This window comes from Draconibacterium mangrovi (genome assembly GCF_010586825.1).
Taxonomy (GTDB): Bacteria; Bacteroidota; Bacteroidia; order Bacteroidales; family Prolixibacteraceae; genus Draconibacterium; species Draconibacterium mangrovi.
On sequence record NZ_JAAAGB010000001.1, the window covers coordinates 1,066,906 to 1,083,913 of the forward strand.

The following is a 17,008-nucleotide window of genomic DNA, read 5'->3' on the forward strand; positions in this document are numbered from 1 at the left end:
AAATCTCTATACAACTAGGCATTTTAGACATATACATACTCTATATTCTCTTTTTTTGTTTATTTATTTTCACTTTTTCTTAAACATTATTTGATGAATTACTGTTTTTCAGATAAATACTTTTTAAAACTCATTAAAATCTACAACAATGAAAACAGTAAATTTGAAAAACATGTTGAACTTAAGAAGTTTGGCTATCGCCGCAGCAATAATTGTTAGTATGGCATTTGTTAGTTGCGAAAAAGAAAACGATGATTACATCCCTCAAAATGAACTCAGTGATGATTCAATGCTAAAAGCAGGAAAATCGCTTCCTCCTGGTGAAACTTCCATTGCAGCAATTGCGATTGATGCAGGTTTCTCAGAACTGGTTGGAGCCCTCTTTTACGTTGACGGAGAATTAGGCACCGAATTGGTAGATATGTTTTTAAATGGTACTGACCAGTACACCGTATTTGCACCAACAAACGATGCTTTCCAGGCATTATACGACAGTGAAGATTTGGAAAGTCTTTTAGGAGCCGAAGTAAATGGCATTACTGATATTCCGGCCGAAGTTGTGCTAAATGTACTGCTTTACCATGTTACCGATGGAAGAAGAGCTGCAAACAGCGTAGTTCCGAAAAACAATCCAAAAATGATTGAGACCTTACTGGAAGGCACCAGCTTTAATGTTGACAAAAACCTGAAAATTTGGGCAATTGGAAACACCGCTAACCTGGTTCCTCCATTCGTTAACATTTCAGCATCAAACGGAATCATCCATGTTATTGATGCAGTGATTCTGCCAATTGAGTTGTGATAGAAAATAAATATTTACGCCATGAAAAAGAAAAGAAGCGGCTTTTATAAGTCGCTTCTTTTTTTGTTGACAGCAAATTAGTGTTAATCTTTCTTCAAAAACCTTAAACAGTAGGTAAAGCCTAAGATTTTTTCTATTTTTCCGGGTATTTTTTCGAAAACAAGAAAATGAGCAATTTATCACGCAGAAAATTTATAGGCACAACAGCAACGAGTATTGCTGCTGCCACTATTCTTCCCTCGAATGTTATCGCGGGTTTAGGGCATAAAGCTCCTAGCGACAAACTCAACATTGCCGGAATTGGTGTTGGCGGAAAAGGTTTTACCAACCTGAAATTTATGGAGACCGAAAACATCGTTGCTTTATGCGATGTGGATTGGGAATACGCTGGCCGGAATGCTTTTGAACGCTGGTACCGGGCCAAACAGTACAAAGATTTCAGGGTGATGCTGGAAGAGCAAAAAGATATTGATGCCGTGATGATTGCTACTCCGGATCATACACACGCCCTGCCGGCATTGATGGCCATGCGCGAAGGCAAACACGTTTTTCTGCAGAAGCCATTAACGCATTCGGTTTACGAATCGCGGATTATGACTGAAACAGCAGCCCGTTACGGAGTTGCCACACAAATGGGCAACCAGGGAAACTCTGCTGACGGAATCCGACAAATTTGTGAATGGATTTGGGCCGGTACAATTGGCGAAGTTACTCATGTCGACACCTGGACGAACCGCCCGATATGGCCACAAGGATTAACACGCCCCGAAAAAGGAAAACGCGTACCAAAAACACTCGATTGGGATTTGTTTATCGGACCGGCAAAATTTACCGAATACAACCCCATTTACCACCCATGGAACTGGCGCGGCTGGTGGGATTTTGGAACCGGCGCACTTGGCGACATGGGATGTCATATTCTTGATCCTGTTTTTAAAGCACTGAATTTACAATATCCGAAAACGGTTGAAGGCAGTTCAACGCCTTTTAACAACGACTCCGCACCAAATGCAGAGTTTGTTCGTTACGAATTCGATCGTCGCGACAACCTGCCAAAAGTAGCCATGCCCGAAGTTACCGTTCATTGGTACGACGGTGGCTTTATGCCTCCCCGCCCCGATGAACTAAAAGACGGAGAACAAATGGGCGATGATGGTGGCGGTTGTATCTTTTACGGTACCCGGGGAAAAATTATGTGTGGTACTTACGCTGCAAATCCTACTTTATTGCCAACTTCGGAGATGGCGCATTTCCAGGAACCTGAAAAAACTATCCGACGTATTTCGAATGCGATGGAAGGTGGCCACGAACAAGATTGGATACGGGCCTGTAAAGAAAGTAAAGAGGCAAGAGTTGAAGCTTCGTCGAACTTTTCTTACGCCGGACCACTGAACGAAATGGTTGTTATGGGCGTGCTGGCCGTTCGTTTACAAAGTCTTCAGCGCAAACTGGAGTGGGACGGGCCAAATATGCGTTTTACCAATATCAGCCCTTCAGATACCATCCGCGTATTGAAAAAAGACAATTTTGAGGTAATAAACGGAGACCCAACATTTGATAAACAATACGAAACACTACCTGCATTAAAAATGGCTGAAGAGTGGATCAGACACACTTACCGAAGAGGTTGGGAGCAGATTTAGAATAATAATTTCGAATTAAATAAAAAGGAATGCCGTATAAACGACATCCCTTTTTTATGTTTGCATTTTTTTACAATCTAAATCAATCCGGCTTCCTGCAGCAATACTTCCATTTCTTTCTGAACTTCTTCGGCAGCAGCACCGGCTTTCTCTGCAAAATCAGCTTCCGACGATGCATAAATGATTCCACGCGATGAGTTCACCAACAAACCACATTTGCTGTTCATTCCGTTTTTAGCCACCTCCTGTAAACTGCCTCCCTGCGCGCCAACGCCGGGCACCAACAAAAAGTGATCAGGAACGATCGTGCGAATTTCTTTTAGTTTCTCGGCTTTTGTAGCGCCAACCACATACATCAGATTTTCTGTGGTTCCCCAGTTTTGCGAAGTTTTTAAAACAGTTTCAAACAGTTTGTCGCCGGTTTCTTTGTCCTCTATAAACTGGAAATCGTAAGCTCCTTTGTTCGATGTCAGTGCCAAAAGAATTACCCATTTGTCGAGGTAAGTCATAAACGGTTTCACTGAATCTTCTCCCATATACGGAGCAACTGTTACCGCATCAAAATCCTGATGATCGAAAAATGCCCTTGCATATAAATTCGATGTGTTACCAATATCGCCACGTTTGGCATCGGCAATCACAAAAATTTCAGGGTATTTCGATTTTACATACATCACCGTTTTTTCCAGGCTTTCCATTCCTTTCGATCCCAAACTTTCGTAAAATGCCAGGTTGGGTTTGTACGCCACCGAAAACTCGGCAGTGGCATCAATAATTTCTTTATTGAATGAAAAGATCGGATCTGATGTGTCTTTCAGGTGTTGGGGGATTTTTTGAATATCGGTATCCAAACCAACGCAAAGGAAACTGCGCTTTTTTTGGATCTGCTCAAATAGCTGCTGTTGATTCATGATAAAAAGTCGGAAGCCGGAAGACCGAAGTCCGAAGACTCCCATTTTATTGTTTTTAAATTTCTGCTTCTTTTAGTTTTGCGGCGTTTTCTTCAATCATCAGTTTGTCGATGATCTCATCGATTTCGCCGCCAATAATGGCCTGCAGGTTGTACAAAGTAAGGTTAATTCGGTGATCGGTTACACGTCCTTGCGGCCAGTTATACGTGCGGATTTTTGCTGAACGGTCTCCGGTCGATACCATCGTCTTACGTTTCGATGAAATCTCGTCGATGTATTTCTGGTACTCCATGTTGTACAAACGCGTACGCAATTCCGCCATTGCTTTGTCGAGGTTTTTCAACTTCGATTTCTGATCCTGACAAGTCACCACAATTCCGGTTGGAATATGTGTTAAACGAATTGCCGAGTACGTGGTGTTCACCGACTGCCCGCCCGGACCCGACGAACAATATTCATCACGACGGATATCTTCGGTTCTTAACTCCACATCAAACTCATCGGCTTCCGGTAAAACAGCTACAGTTGCTGCCGAAGTATGCACACGTCCCTGTGTTTCGGTTTGTGGTACACGCTGCACACGGTGTACTCCCGATTCGTATTTCATAATGCCATAAACACCTTCGCCGGTAATGTTAGCCACAATTTCTTTAAAACCACCTGCTGTACCTTCGTTGGCATTGGTAACTTCCATTCGCCAGCCTTTTTGCTCGCAAAATTTCGTGTACATGCGGAAGAGGTCGCCGGCAAAGATACTCGCCTCGTCACCACCGGTTCCTGCACGTATTTCAAGAATTGCATTTTTGGCATCTTCCGGATCAGCAGGAACAAGTAATAACTTAACTTCCTTTTCAATGCCCGGGATGCGCTTTTCCGAGTCCTCGATTTCCTCACGCGCCATTTCGCGCATTTCTTCATCGGTTTCTTCGGCCAGCATTTCCTTTCCGGTCAATATATTATCGACCATGTTCTTATACTCCTGAAATTTTGCAACTAACTTTTGCAGGTGTTTATATTCCTGGTTCAGCTTTACGTAACGCTGCATATCAGCAATCACCTCAGGATCGGTAATCTGCTGCTCTACTTCCTCGAAGCGGTGCTTTATCGATTCAAATTTTTCTAATAATGCGTATTCTGCCATGGCTTTCTTTAATAAATAAACTCGCCTTTCTCCGACTTAATTGTCAATTTCTTACCGTCGAAAGGTTCAACTTTTCCAATAATTTGTGCATCGATGTTAAACGATTTTGAGATTTCAATAATCTCATCGGCCACATCGGCACTGCAGTATATTTCGTAACGGTGCCCCATGTTGAACACCTTGTACATTTCTTTCCAGTCGGTTCCCGATTGCTCCTGAATCAGTTTGAACAGCGGAGGCACCGGAAACATATTGTCTTTTATCACATGCACATTGTCGACAAAGTGCAGCACTTTAGTTTGCGCTCCACCCGAACAATGAATCATTCCTGATATTTGCGTACGGTACTTATCCAGTACTTTTTTGATTACCGGGGCATAAGTACGTGTTGGTGAAAGCACCAGTTTCCCGGCATCAATATCCAAACCTTCAACTGCATCGGTTAATTTCTTTCCACCTGAATAAACCAATTCTGCAGGCACTGCAGGGTCAAAACTTTCAGGGTATTTATCAGCCAGGTAATTGGCAAAAACATCGTGACGGGCCGAAGTCAGTCCGTTGCTTCCCATTCCGCCGTTGTATTCTGTTTCGTATGTCGCTGTTCCTGAAGAAGACAAACCAACAATTACATTGCCGGAAGCAATTTTATCGGCCGAAACTACGTCGGCTTTTTTCATGCGGCAGGTAACAGTTGAATCAACAATAATGGTACGAACCAGGTCGCCAACATCGGCAGTTTCGCCACCGGTTGAATAGATGCTAACACCCATTTCGCGAAGGTTGGCAAGCAACTCTTCAGTACCGTTAATAATGGCAGCGATTACCTCGCCCGGAATATTGTTTTTGTTGCGGCCAATGGTCGACGACACCAAAATATTATCGGTGGCACCCACACAAAGCAGGTCGTCAACATTCATGATAAGTGCATCCTGGGCAATTCCTTTCCACACCGAAATATCTCCGGTCTCTTTCCAGTACAGGTAAGCCAGAGCCGACTTTGTTCCTGCACCATCGGCGTGCATAATATTGCACCATTCGTCGTCACCCCCTAAAATATCCGGAACGATCTTACAGAATGCCTTTGGAAAAAGTCCTTTGTCTACATTCTTAATCGCTTCATGCACATCTTCTTTCGAGGCCGAAACACCCCTCGCACTATATCTTGATTCCGTTACCATTTACTAAGAGATTTTTGTGGCTACAAAAGTAACAAATTCTAATAGATTGTCCTGAATTATTCCTATACAGGCAAACAAAAAAAGGAAAGACTTCATAAGTCTCTCCTTTTTGTTAAAATATCGTGATTGCTAAGCGTATAAAAAGCGCTTAATCTTTCTTGTCGGCGTACGTTCAAAAGGACTAGGCTGCAACACCACCTTATTGATCCTCGAGAACTTATTAACTTCCTGGTTCACTTTTTTCATGATTTCCTCAAGAATTTCATCCGATCGCTCCGAAATATAATTCTGGGCCTCCTCTTTCAACTGCTTAAAATGTTCTTCAATTTCCTCGGTATTCAAATGGATCATGGCAACCAGTTTCCCTTTTTTCTCCACTACCAGCGATTCCAATACAAAACGCATTTTGTTGATCACCGATTCTATTTCCTCCGGGTAAATATTTTCACCGCTGGCTCCAACAATCATTGTTTTAATGCGGCCTTTGATGTGCAGCAAATTGTTCTTATCGAACATTCCACGGTCGCCGGTGCGGAACCATCCATCTTCGGTAAACACGTCTTTTGTAATGTCCGGTGCTTTGTAGTAACCTTTCATCACATTTTCGCCTAAGGCCTGAATTTCGCCCTCGCCGGTTGCCGGATCGGGATTGGCAATTCGCAACGATACACCTTTCATGGCAATTCCGGTTGACCCCACTTTGCGGTTTTTGCCAACTGCTCCGGCCAAAAGTGGCGCCGTTTCCGTTAAACCGTAACCAATGGCGTACGGAAATCCTCCCTCAAACAGGAAGCGTTCAACTGTTTGGTCGAGTTTAGCTCCTCCTATTCCGAAAAAGCGCAATTCTCCCCCAAATGATTTATGCAATTTTTTTGCTGCAACCTTGTGCAACAATTTGCGTGTTGGTGCAAACGAAGTTAAAAAACGCATCGTTCCGCTTTTTTCGAAAGCAGGTTGAATTTTTGCCTTGTAAACTTTTTCGATTATCAGTGGTACCAACAACATTATTGTAGGTTTTACCTGCTGCAATGCGGGCATTAATACGGAAGCTACCGGCGGTTTACGCAGATAATGCACTGATGCACCGTACATCATTGGCAACAAAAATCCAACTGTATTTTCGAGTGTATGCGACAACGGCAGGATCGAAATAAACCGATCATCAGGATTAATTTCCTGCAGTGTGCGGCTTTGCTGTGCTGTCCACGCCAGGTTTTTGTGCGTTAACATCACACCTTTTGAATTTCCGGTGGTACCTGATGTATAAATTATCGATGCCAGTTCTTCTTCCTCCACATTTACCGGCAAAAATTTCCGGGTTGTTTGTGGCACCGAAGAAGTTAATTTCTTTAAATGACTGGCAGGAGTTTCTTTTGGAATAACAGCAAAACTATCCACCAGAATCATGTGTTCAACAATTGCTGCGACCCCCGGACTCACGGATTTATATAAACCTTCGGAAACAAAAAGTAATTTCGATTCTGAATGCTCTATAATAGTTTCAATCTCGTTCGAATGAAAATCGGGTAAAATAGGAACAGCAACCGCTCCAATTACCGAAACAGCAAAAAAGGCTTTCCCCCAATTGGGCATGTTAGCGCTTAATATGGCAACTTTATCTCCTTTTCCAATGCCCAGCTCGACCAGCAGTTCGGCCAAAAGTTCCACATCCTCTCCCATTTGCCTGTAGGTGAAATCCTCCTCACCGACAAATTTTACCGAGGTATTATTTGCAAATTTCTCTACCGAGTTATAAAACAATGCCGGCAAAGTCAATCTTGTTTTGTCAATCATATTTTATCTGTCCCTCTAAAAGCAAGTCTGTCTGCTCGAATAAACGCGGCAAAAATAGCAAAAAAACCATTCTTCAATGTGACTTCGATAACTAAGCGCTAAATCTCACCCTCGCGTAATACCTTTATATTCTGCATTTTACAGAATTCAAAATAAAATATTAACGTTTTTTATGGTTTAAAACATTAGTTTTAACAGCTAAAATTCGAATTATGGAGTCCAATATTCAACAAAAAGAGCTGATTTCAGCCACGGAAAACTTTATAAAACAGCACTTTGCGGCCGACAGCTCGGGGCACGACTGGTGGCATATTCACCGGGTACGAAATATGGCTGTTCACCTTGCAAAAAAGGAAGGTGGCGATTTTTTCCTGGTTGAAATGGCGGCTTTGCTTCACGACCTCGACGACTGGAAACTTAGCAACGGAGATAACACTTCGAAAACAAAAAGCTGGCTAAAGCAGATTTCCATCGATGAAAAAGATGCCGATAAAATTGAACAGATAATTGAACAAGTATCATTTAAGGGGGCCGGAGTCGAAACAAAAACCTCCAGCCTTGAAGCGCAAATCGTTCAGGATGCCGACCGGCTGGATGCCATTGGCGCCATCGGTATTGCGAGAACATTCGCCTACGGAGGCAACAAAGGGCGCTTACTCCATCACCCCGATATCGAACCTCAACTTCACAACAGTTTTGAAGAATACAAAAAAACCACAGCGCCAACCATCAATCATTTCTACGAAAAGTTGTTGCTGCTAAAAGACCGCATGAACACAAACGCTGCGCAGAAAATTGCTGAAGAACGCCATGTTTTTATGGAAATTTTCCTCGCACAGTTTTTTTCTGAATGGGATTGCAAAAAATAAGTGCCACTATTGTTTTTTAAGCGTTTGCTTTTGTAAATTTAGGAAGCCTAAAAACAATTATGTATGAAAGTCGAACATCTGGCCATTTGGACCTATAACCTCGAAGGAATGCGCAGTTTTTACATGCATTATTTCGATGCTTCGTCGGGCGATGTGTACCACAACCACAGTCGCGAATATCGCTCTTATTTTATATCGTTTAACGGTGATTGCCGCATTGAGCTAATGGAAATGCCGGGGATTCCGAAATCAAAAGATAATCCGCTAAAACAGTTTACCGGACTGATTCATTTTGCCATAAAAGTGGGATCGAGAGACAAAGTAAATGAGCTGACTGATACACTTCGGAAAGACGGATACAAAATAATTAGCGAACCGCGATCGACCGGAGATGGCTATTACGAGAGTGTTTTTCTTGACCCTGACGGGAACCGGGTGGAAATTATGGCCTGAAGAAGTTGCTCGCAGATATCGCAGATTTGCGCAAATGATTTTATAGCGTTTCGATAAAAAACAACCCTCTATAACGATCATTAATCCAGCTCATCACCACACTCCCAAACGATAACCGGGCGGTACTTGAGTGAATCAAAATCAGCAGGATCAACTGTAACACCCCACTCAACAAGGCTTCCGTTGTTGTGATAAACCTCGCAATTGGAACATGACCAGTAACCACAATAGAGGTGATAAAAATATTCTTCGTTGTAGGTCCAGCGCTGCACCCTGCAATCAAAACAGTCCCCCGAATTCTCCAATTCGGCCAGACGTGGTTTTATCCAATCAGGCACATTTATTGGATCAGGTTCGCGATCTTGGCAGGCTATCAAGGCCACAACAAAAAGTGCTATGTATAGAAGTTTTCGCATGTGCTCAGTATTTTGAATCTTTACGGCCGATTATTGACCAGAACATTTTTCAATCAATAAAGTTAATCATCATATATGGTAAAACCACTATTTAGCGTCCTTTATTCAACTACATTATTTCCGTGCTAAGATTCGCAGCACCAAACTTACAAATTGAATTCTATTTATCGGACAGAATATAGTCGGCTGCAATTTCAAGCTCTTTGTACCACTCGGCACCATATTTTGCGGTTAGTGGCTCTTTTAAGAATTTGTATAGCGGAAGTTTTTCCGAGGCACCACATTTACGCCCGGGCTTGCAGATATCGAGCTCCTGGTAGTTTACGGCATCAAAACGTTTGTATTCGGTAATTCGAATGGGAAATAAATGACACGACAATGGTTTGCGGAATTTTGTTTTCCCTTCAAAATGCGCTTTTTCGATGGCACATTTTAAAATACCTTGTTTATTGTAATAGGAGTAAACACACTGACGGTCGTCAACAAGTGGCGTTACCAAATCACCATCGCTATCGATTACCGAGTAGCCCTGTTTCTCCACTTCGCGTTTGTGTTTTTCTGGAAGCAAGTCTTCAAAAGTGTGATAATCTTCTTCAATAAGAATAGCCTCTTCATCGGTAAGCGGGGCACCCGAATCACCTTCAATACAACAAGCGCCTTTGCATTTTAATATATCACAAAGGAAATGTTTCTCAAAAACATCACGGCTTACTATGGCACGACCAATCTCTATCACCTCTTTTATTTTTTTTATTTACAAATATTAAAAAAACAAACCTTACTTGCAGCACAAGTAAGGTTTGAAATTATATCTAAAGTATCGCCTTATTTCTTAATAAGATTTTTACCGGTCATCTCAGCAGGAACTTCAAGTCCCATGTCGGCCAACAAAGTTGGAGCTACATCAGCTAAAATACCGTTATCCAATGTCACGCCCTCTTTTTCAGTTACAAAAATACAAGGAACCGGATTTAATGAGTGAGCTGTGTTTTCCGATCCGTCGGCGTTAACTGCATTGTCGGCATTACCGTGGTCAGCGATAATCATGATATCGTAACCACCTTTTTGAGCGGCAGTAACAACATCTTTTGCACAAGCGTCAACAGCCTGAACTGCTTTGTAAACCGCTTCGTAAACACCGGTGTGACCAACCATATCGCCGTTGGCAAAGTTCAGACAAACAAAGTCAGCCTCACCGTTTTCCAGTTTCGGAACGATAGCTTTTGCCACTTCCGGAGCCGACATTTCTGGCTGATGATCATAAGTAGGAACTTTTGGCGAAGGAATAAGAATGCGGCTCTCACCTTCAAATTCTGCCTCGCGGCCACCGCTAAAGAAAAATGTTACGTGGGCGTATTTTTCAGTCTCTGCAATACGAATTTGCTTTTTTCCTGCTCTTTCAACTATCTCACCCATTGTATTGGTAACGTTCTCTTTTTCGAAGATCACGTTAATACCTTTAAAATCGGCTTTGTAAGTTGTCATGGTGTACCATTGCAGGTTCATGGTGTGCATGTCATATTCATGCTTATCCTCTTGTGTAAATGCAATAGTTGTCTGACGCAAACGGTCGGTACGGAAGTTAAAGCAGATCACCACATCCTCATCTTCGATTTTTGCCAGTGGCTCGCCGGCTTCGTCAACCATTACTACAGGTTTCAGGAACTCATCGGTAACACCAGCCTCATACGATGCTTTCATCGACGCAAGAATATCAGTTGATTTTTCACCTTTACCTTGAGTATACAAATCATAAGCTAATTTCAAACGATCGTAGTTATTGTCGCGGTCCATTCCGTAGTAACGACCTATCAACGAAGCAAATTTACCAACGGTTCCTTCCAGCGCTTTCAGGTCGTTTTCAATAAAACCATAACCTGAACGTGGGTCAGTATCACGACCGTCAGTTAAACCATGGATAAAAACATCTTCCAGTCCCATATCAGTAGCAATCTGACAAAGCGCTACCATATGCGAACTTAAAGCATGAACTCCACCAGGGCCAATCAAACCAATCAGGTGAACCTTCTTTTTATTGTCTTTTGCGTAGTTGTACGCTTTTAAAATTTGCGGATGCTGCCACAACGACTTGTCTTTAATGGCACGTGTAATTTTTACCATGTCCTGGTACAAAACACGACCGGCACCAATGTTAAGGTGACCCACTTCCGAGTTACCCATTTGTCCATCTGGCAAACCAACATTTTCGCCACTTGCCAACAATTGCGAGTGCGGGTATTTTTCCATCAACGAATCGATAAAAGGAGTTGGAGCAGTTGCTACAATGTCACTTTTCGATCCATCACCGATTCCCCATCCATCGAGGATCATCAATAAAGTCTTCTGATTATCAGCCATTATATTCTGTTTTTATTAAATAACAATTTTAGAACGGACAAAAATATCCTTTTTTAAATCATTAAGGAAATTACAGCCGATATGTTCAGGTTGATTTAACAATCTTTTGGAATTAATTGCTACTAATAATTTAATTTTGCAAAGTGCGCTTTACGAAACATCGGCCACTACTAATTCATTATGGCAGGCAACTTCTAAAGCCGGCATCCGTTTTAGTTGTGAAACAGACTTTTTATGCAACGAATAAAAATTGAAATACCGGTAATTTTACTCACCATCGTAATCATTTCTTTATTGGGCTTGTCGGGGAATTTTGTGTACAAAAGTTTATCCGAAATTGTCAATTCCATGCTTTCCGAATCGAAACCCGACAACACACTCATCCTGGTGAAAGATGTGGCCTTAGATCTGAACGAAACCGAAAGTATGGTGAGACTTTATTCGCTCAGCAACGACAACGATTACCTCGACAATTACAGAAGCGTAAATGAATCGCTCGAAACAAAATTTGCAGAATTACAATCCATTTACAACCCAGACAGCAGCCGGCAAATGCTTGTTGACTCGGTATTGATTCTGGCCCGGCAAAAAGTCGTTGTTTGGGAAAAGATCCTAAACCTTCACTTTTCGCGCGGAAACGAGCACGAAGCTTTTAACCAGTATGTTGAAACGCTCGACACCGTATTAACAGTGCAGGACACCATACATTTTGAAGAGCCTGAGAAACGAGGCTTTTTCAAACGACTTCTTGGGAAAAAGCAGGAACCGCCAGAGCCTATAATTGTTGACCGCACTGTAGAGAAACAGCGCCTGCAACAAGAAATTGAAACCCTTGAAAATGAGCTAAAGCAACGTAACCAACGAATGAGTTCGGCCGAAGCGGTGTACATGCGCAAAAACTTTGAGATCAGCGAAAATCTTTCAGAAATTATTACTGCGCTGGAACGGCAGGAAGAAGAAAGTTTTCTGCAGCAGTCACAAGAAGCAGAATTGCTGGCAAACGAAACCTACGAACGTCTGTCATACTTTGCATTGTCTGTGTTTTTATTGCTGCTTTTGGTTTTGATCTTGTTTTTCCGCGACTTGCGAAAATCGCGCTCGCACCAAAAAGTGTTAAAGAAAGCCAAAATACACGCCGAAAACCTGGCACGTACCAAAGAATTGTTTGTAGCCACCGTGAGCCATGAAATGCGAACTCCTGTTAATGCGATTTACGGACTGAGCGAACAGCTGCTGCAAAAACAACACGATGAAAAAACACAGGAAGATCTGAGAGTAATCTTCGACTCCACCAAACATTTAGCCGAACTGGTAAACGATACCTTTGACTTTTCACGGCTGGAAAAACAAAATATCCAATTGATTCCGGTTCATTTTTCGTTGGACGATCTTCTCCATAAAATTGAGCTATACAACAAACCAAGTGCGGAGGCTAAAAACATCAGTTTTAAAATTGAGAATGATGTAGAAAATGAGCTGGTACTTTTTGGCGACGAAGGTCGGCTGAAACAGATATTGAACAACCTCATCACCAATGCTCTAAAATTCACTGATGAAGGAGAGGTTAAATTGGCCGTTACCGCAAAAGAGCAGAAAAAGCAAATACTCCTCGATTTTGAAATTTCAGACACGGGAATTGGCATACCCAAAGAAAGTCAGGACAAGATATTTGATGATTTTGTGCAGCTCGATACTGACATTAATAAAAAAGCAGGCGGCACCGGATTGGGACTTTACATCGTAAAAAAACTGGTCGATTTACTTGGTGGTAAAATATCGGTTGAGAGTGAAGTAGACAAAGGGACGCATTTTTATGTTTCCGTTCCGCTACAAAAAGGTGACAGTGAAAAGCTTCAGCAAACTTTTAAAAGTTTCGACACACCTGAAGTTTTAAAAGGAAAGGCTGTATTAATTGTAGACGACGAAGCGTTCAACCGCCACTTGCTAAAAAGTATTTTCACCAAATGGAAGGTTGATTTTGATGAAGCCGAAAACGGAAGGGAAGCAGTTGAGCTGGCAGCACAACACAATTACGCCCTGATTCTTATGGATATTCGAATGCCGGTAATGAACGGAACCGAAGCCGCACGTGCAATTACACAATCCGGACATAAAGCAAGGATCATTTCTTTGTCGGCAAATTCTGATTCTGCTAATCCTGATGAAAAAAGTGCGTTTGACAGTTCGCTGAAAAAACCTTTTGATGAAGCAGCACTGTACAATATTATTTGCAATACCGTTGAAGTAAAGCCGGCACAAGAAAAAACAAAACCGGCAACGACCTTGATCTATCGCCCTGATCTGAGCGAACTAAAACGAATGGGAAACGGCGATCCCAAATTCCTGAAAGAAATGATCGACCTGTTTTTAAAAACCAGTGCAGCCAGTATGCAATCGATCGACGAAAACCTGGAAAGTAAAAATTACGACGCTATTGCCGAGCTGGCACATAAACTGGCATCACCGGTAAAATACATGAATGTTACCGGTGTTTACAACACCATTAAGGAGTTGGAACGGCTTGCAAAAGAAGGAAGCGATTCAACGAATATCGAAGAAAAAACTACACAACTGCACCACGAAATCGAGGCGCTGAAAAAAGAGTTAGAAGCACTTCTCAACGAAAAGTTCGAATAAGCGGGAAATATTCCTTTCTGAATCCGGGCAGATTCAATACATTTGTTTTTTACTGAAAACCAAATCCAATTTTTTATGCACGAAAAACAAGTTACAATACCGGGATGGCTGCGATGGGTAGCACTGGTAGCCATCAGCCTCACAATGTTTGGAAGTTACTACATGTACGACAGTGTTGCTTATGTAGCCAAAGATTTTATTGAAATACTGGGCTTCAGCCAGACAAATATTGGCCAGTTATACACCATGTACAGTATTGCAGCCGTAATCGTTCTTTTCTTCAGCGGTGTTTTTATCGACAAATACGGCACACGCGTTTCCATGGTATTGTTTGGTGCCATTTGTAGTTTGGCAGGTTTTGTTACAGCTTTTAGCGACAATTTAACCATAATACTTATCGGCAGATTTATCCTAGGTTTTGGTAGCGAGCCATTAATTGTTGCGCTAACCGTTGCGCTGGCAAAATGGTTTAAAGGAAAAGAACTTGGTTTTGCACTGGGCATCAACTTGCTTATTGGCCGGGGCGGATCTTATTTTGTTGACCGCTCGAATACCTGGGCCAGTTCGATATACGACATGGGATGGCAGCCCGTTTTATACCTTGCTGCCGGAATCGGATTACTCTGCTTCTTTGGCGGTGTTATCTATTATTTTATCGAACGATGGACACAAAAACGTTATGTGCTTGGCAAAGCGGAAGAAACCGAAAAACTGGATTTTAAAGGCTTGTTCAAATACAGCCCTTCGTTTTGGTATGTAGTAATTCTTTGTTTAACGTTTTACTCGGCCATTTTCCCGTTCCGCGGATTCGCACCCACATTTTACCAGGATGCACACGGCGTATCCGAACAAATGGCAGGCAAGCTCAATAGTGTTCTTATTATGGCAACCATGTTTGCCACTCCGGTAATCGGGCTGCTGATCGACAAGATCGGGCGACGTGCATTAATGATGTTTATCGGATCAATAATTATACTCCCCGTTTATTTGATGTTTGCCTACGGAAACATGTCGTTGTACATTCCCGTAGCTTTAATGGGCATTTCATTTTCCCTGATTCCGGCAGTAATGTGGCCTTCGGTAGCCTATATTGTTGAAGAAAGCAAACTGGGAACTGCTTATGCATTAATGACTTTGTTACAGCAACTCGGTGTAGCAGCGATGGCTTGGTTAATCGGTGTAACCAACGATGTTTCGGGCGCATCGGCAAGCAATCCGGAAGGCTATATTCCCGGAATGTGGATATTTAGTATCCTTGGTTTTGTTGGTTTGTTATTCAGTTTTCTGTTGCGCCGTGCTGAAACAGGACCGAAAGGACACGGACTGGAAGAACCAAGCGGAAGTAAAGAATAATTTTAAACGTACAATACAAAACACAATACTGAGTTTAGAACCACAGAAGAGCTGATAGTAGCGAAAGATGGAAGTTAAGAACATTAAAATATTTGTTGTTGAAGATGATGAGTGGTACCGTCGTTTGCTGGTGCATAATCTTTCGCTGAATCCGGATTATGAGATACAAGCTTTCGGAACAGGGAAAGAATGTTTGAACAATCTTCACGAACTTCCTGATGTTGTTACGCTGGATTACCGCCTGCCCGATATGAAAGGTCTTGAGGTATTAAAGCAGATAAAAGCAATTAACGATGATATTCAGGTTATTCTCATTTCGGAACAAGACGACATTGAAGTGGTTGTTGACTTGCTAAAACATGGTGCTTACGACTACATTGTAAAATCGAAAGACATACGCGAGCGCCTGCTTAACACCGTAAATAATATCAGCAAGGAATTTAAACTGAAAGATGAGATTCGCTCGCTGCGCCAGGAGGTTAAAAAGAAATACAGTTACGAAAATACGATTGTGGGCAACAGTCCGGCTACGCAAAAAATTTACAATCTGATTGAAAAAGCCACCCGCACCAATGTTACTGTTTCAATAAGTGGAGAAACCGGAACCGGAAAAGAGTTGGTTGCCAAAGCCATTCATTACAATTCATCACGTGCCAAACAACCTTTTGTCCCGGTAAACATGGCAGCCATTCCGAATGAATTGATCGAAAGTGAACTTTTTGGCCACGAGAAAGGCGCCTTTACAGGAGCCGCGGCACGACGCATCGGAAAATTTGAAGAAGCACACTCGGGCACCTTGTTCCTGGATGAAATAGCAGAAATGGACATTTCGTTGCAGGCAAAACTTTTGCGGGCTTTACAGGAAAAAGAAATTATACGAATTGGTAGCAACAAAGTGGTAAAAATCGATTGTAGAATTATTATTGCCACTAACAAAAACCTTTTGGAAGAAGTAAAAAAAGGCAACTTCCGTCAAGACCTTTATTACCGGTTTTACGGATTACCCATTGATCTTCCACCATTGCGCGACAGGGGAAATGATGTTATTGTGCTGGCAAAAAGTTTCATCCAACAGTTTTGTAAAGAGAATAAACTGGAGCAGAAACAACTCTCTACTTCTGCCAGTAAAAAATTACTGACCTACCCTTTTCCGGGGAATGTGCGCGAGTTAAAATCGGTTATCGAACTGGCAGCAACGCTTGCCGATGAAAAAGAAATTACTGCCGACCATTTATTGCTCGAAGATGCCGAAAACATTGAAGGTTTGATAACCGAAGAGCTATCGTTACGTGAATACAATCTGCGACTGGTAAAACGTATGCTAGCAAAATACGACAACAAACCGAAAGTAGTTGCTGATAAACTGGATATTGGTGTTGCTACCATTTATCGTATGCTTAAAGAAGATCAATAGTTTCCTCAAACAATTATCATTTTGATAATTTCACTATCA

14 protein-coding genes are annotated in these 17,008 nt (G+C 42.1%); 7 read left to right on the forward strand and 7 right to left on the reverse strand.

Going from position 1 to position 17,008, the window contains the following annotated elements; translation table 11 throughout:
- The first annotated feature begins 148 nt into the window (after nt 1-148).
- Nucleotides 149-802, forward strand: coding sequence for a fasciclin domain-containing protein (locus G4420_RS04355; protein ID WP_163322336.1), 654 nt, complete (start codon nt 149-151; stop codon nt 800-802).
- 167 nt (nt 803-969) lie between these two features.
- On the forward strand, nt 970-2,445 hold the full coding sequence (locus G4420_RS04360) for a Gfo/Idh/MocA family protein (protein ID WP_163322337.1): 1,476 nt from the start codon (nt 970-972) through the stop codon (nt 2,443-2,445).
- Nucleotides 2,446-2,522: 77 nt separating this feature from the next.
- Here G4420_RS04360 and pyrF read toward each other — a convergent pair whose 3' ends face one another.
- From pyrF to G4420_RS04380, 4 genes are all read right to left on the reverse strand, one after another.
- Nucleotides 2,523-3,401: an orotidine-5'-phosphate decarboxylase gene (gene pyrF, locus G4420_RS04365; protein ID WP_246241539.1), complete on the reverse strand. Its 879-nt coding sequence runs from the start codon at nt 3,399-3,401 to the stop codon at nt 2,523-2,525.
- A gap of 10 nt (nt 3,402-3,411) precedes the next feature.
- A complete protein-coding gene (gene prfA, locus G4420_RS04370) occupies nt 3,412-4,497 on the reverse strand; it encodes a peptide chain release factor 1 (RefSeq protein WP_163322338.1) in 1,086 nt (361 codons plus the stop codon).
- A gap of 8 nt (nt 4,498-4,505) precedes the next feature.
- On the reverse strand, nt 4,506-5,675 hold the full coding sequence (locus tag G4420_RS04375) for an AIR synthase related protein (RefSeq protein WP_163322339.1): 1,170 nt from the start codon (nt 5,673-5,675) through the stop codon (nt 4,506-4,508).
- 129 nt (nt 5,676-5,804) lie between these two features.
- On the reverse strand, nt 5,805-7,469 hold the full coding sequence (locus G4420_RS04380; protein WP_163322340.1) for an AMP-binding protein: 1,665 nt from the start codon (nt 7,467-7,469) through the stop codon (nt 5,805-5,807).
- A 212-nt stretch (nt 7,470-7,681) separates the two neighbouring features.
- On the opposite strand from G4420_RS04380, the gene G4420_RS04385 reads away from it, so the two are divergent.
- Both G4420_RS04385 and G4420_RS04390 read left to right on the forward strand, forming a co-directional pair.
- Complete coding sequence (locus G4420_RS04385; RefSeq protein WP_204273591.1) at nt 7,682-8,338, forward strand: HD domain-containing protein; 657 nt, start codon at nt 7,682-7,684, stop codon at nt 8,336-8,338.
- A 63-nt stretch (nt 8,339-8,401) separates the two neighbouring features.
- Nucleotides 8,402-8,791: a VOC family protein gene (locus G4420_RS04390; RefSeq protein WP_163322341.1), complete on the forward strand. Its 390-nt coding sequence runs from the start codon at nt 8,402-8,404 to the stop codon at nt 8,789-8,791.
- A gap of 80 nt (nt 8,792-8,871) precedes the next feature.
- Here G4420_RS04390 and G4420_RS04395 read toward each other — a convergent pair whose 3' ends face one another.
- The 3 genes from G4420_RS04395 to gpmI form a co-directional block, all read right to left on the reverse strand.
- Nucleotides 8,872-9,207, reverse strand: a complete 336-nt coding sequence (locus tag G4420_RS04395; protein WP_163322342.1) for a hypothetical protein — start codon at nt 9,205-9,207, stop codon at nt 8,872-8,874.
- 160 nt (nt 9,208-9,367) lie between these two features.
- The gene (locus G4420_RS04400; protein ID WP_163322343.1) at nt 9,368-9,943 is read right to left on the reverse strand and encodes a DUF3109 family protein; all 576 of its coding nucleotides are present in this window, start codon (nt 9,941-9,943) and stop codon (nt 9,368-9,370) included.
- A gap of 89 nt (nt 9,944-10,032) precedes the next feature.
- On the reverse strand, nt 10,033-11,565 hold the full coding sequence (gene gpmI, locus G4420_RS04405) for a 2,3-bisphosphoglycerate-independent phosphoglycerate mutase (protein ID WP_163322344.1): 1,533 nt from the start codon (nt 11,563-11,565) through the stop codon (nt 10,033-10,035).
- A gap of 234 nt (nt 11,566-11,799) precedes the next feature.
- Between gpmI and G4420_RS04410 the strand changes: the two genes are divergently transcribed.
- The 3 genes from G4420_RS04410 to G4420_RS04420 all read left to right on the forward strand — a co-directional run bounded on the left by G4420_RS04410 (nt 11,800) and on the right by G4420_RS04420 (nt 16,969).
- Entirely contained in the window at nt 11,800-14,202 is a 2,403-nt protein-coding gene (locus G4420_RS04410) for a hybrid sensor histidine kinase/response regulator (protein WP_163322345.1), read from the forward strand.
- Nucleotides 14,203-14,277: 75 nt separating this feature from the next.
- A complete protein-coding gene (locus G4420_RS04415) occupies nt 14,278-15,555 on the forward strand; it encodes an MFS transporter (protein ID WP_163322346.1) in 1,278 nt (425 codons plus the stop codon).
- 67 nt (nt 15,556-15,622) lie between these two features.
- Nucleotides 15,623-16,969, forward strand: a complete 1,347-nt coding sequence (locus G4420_RS04420; RefSeq protein WP_163322347.1) for a sigma-54-dependent transcriptional regulator — start codon at nt 15,623-15,625, stop codon at nt 16,967-16,969.
- Nucleotides 16,970-17,008: the final 39 nt, after the last annotated feature.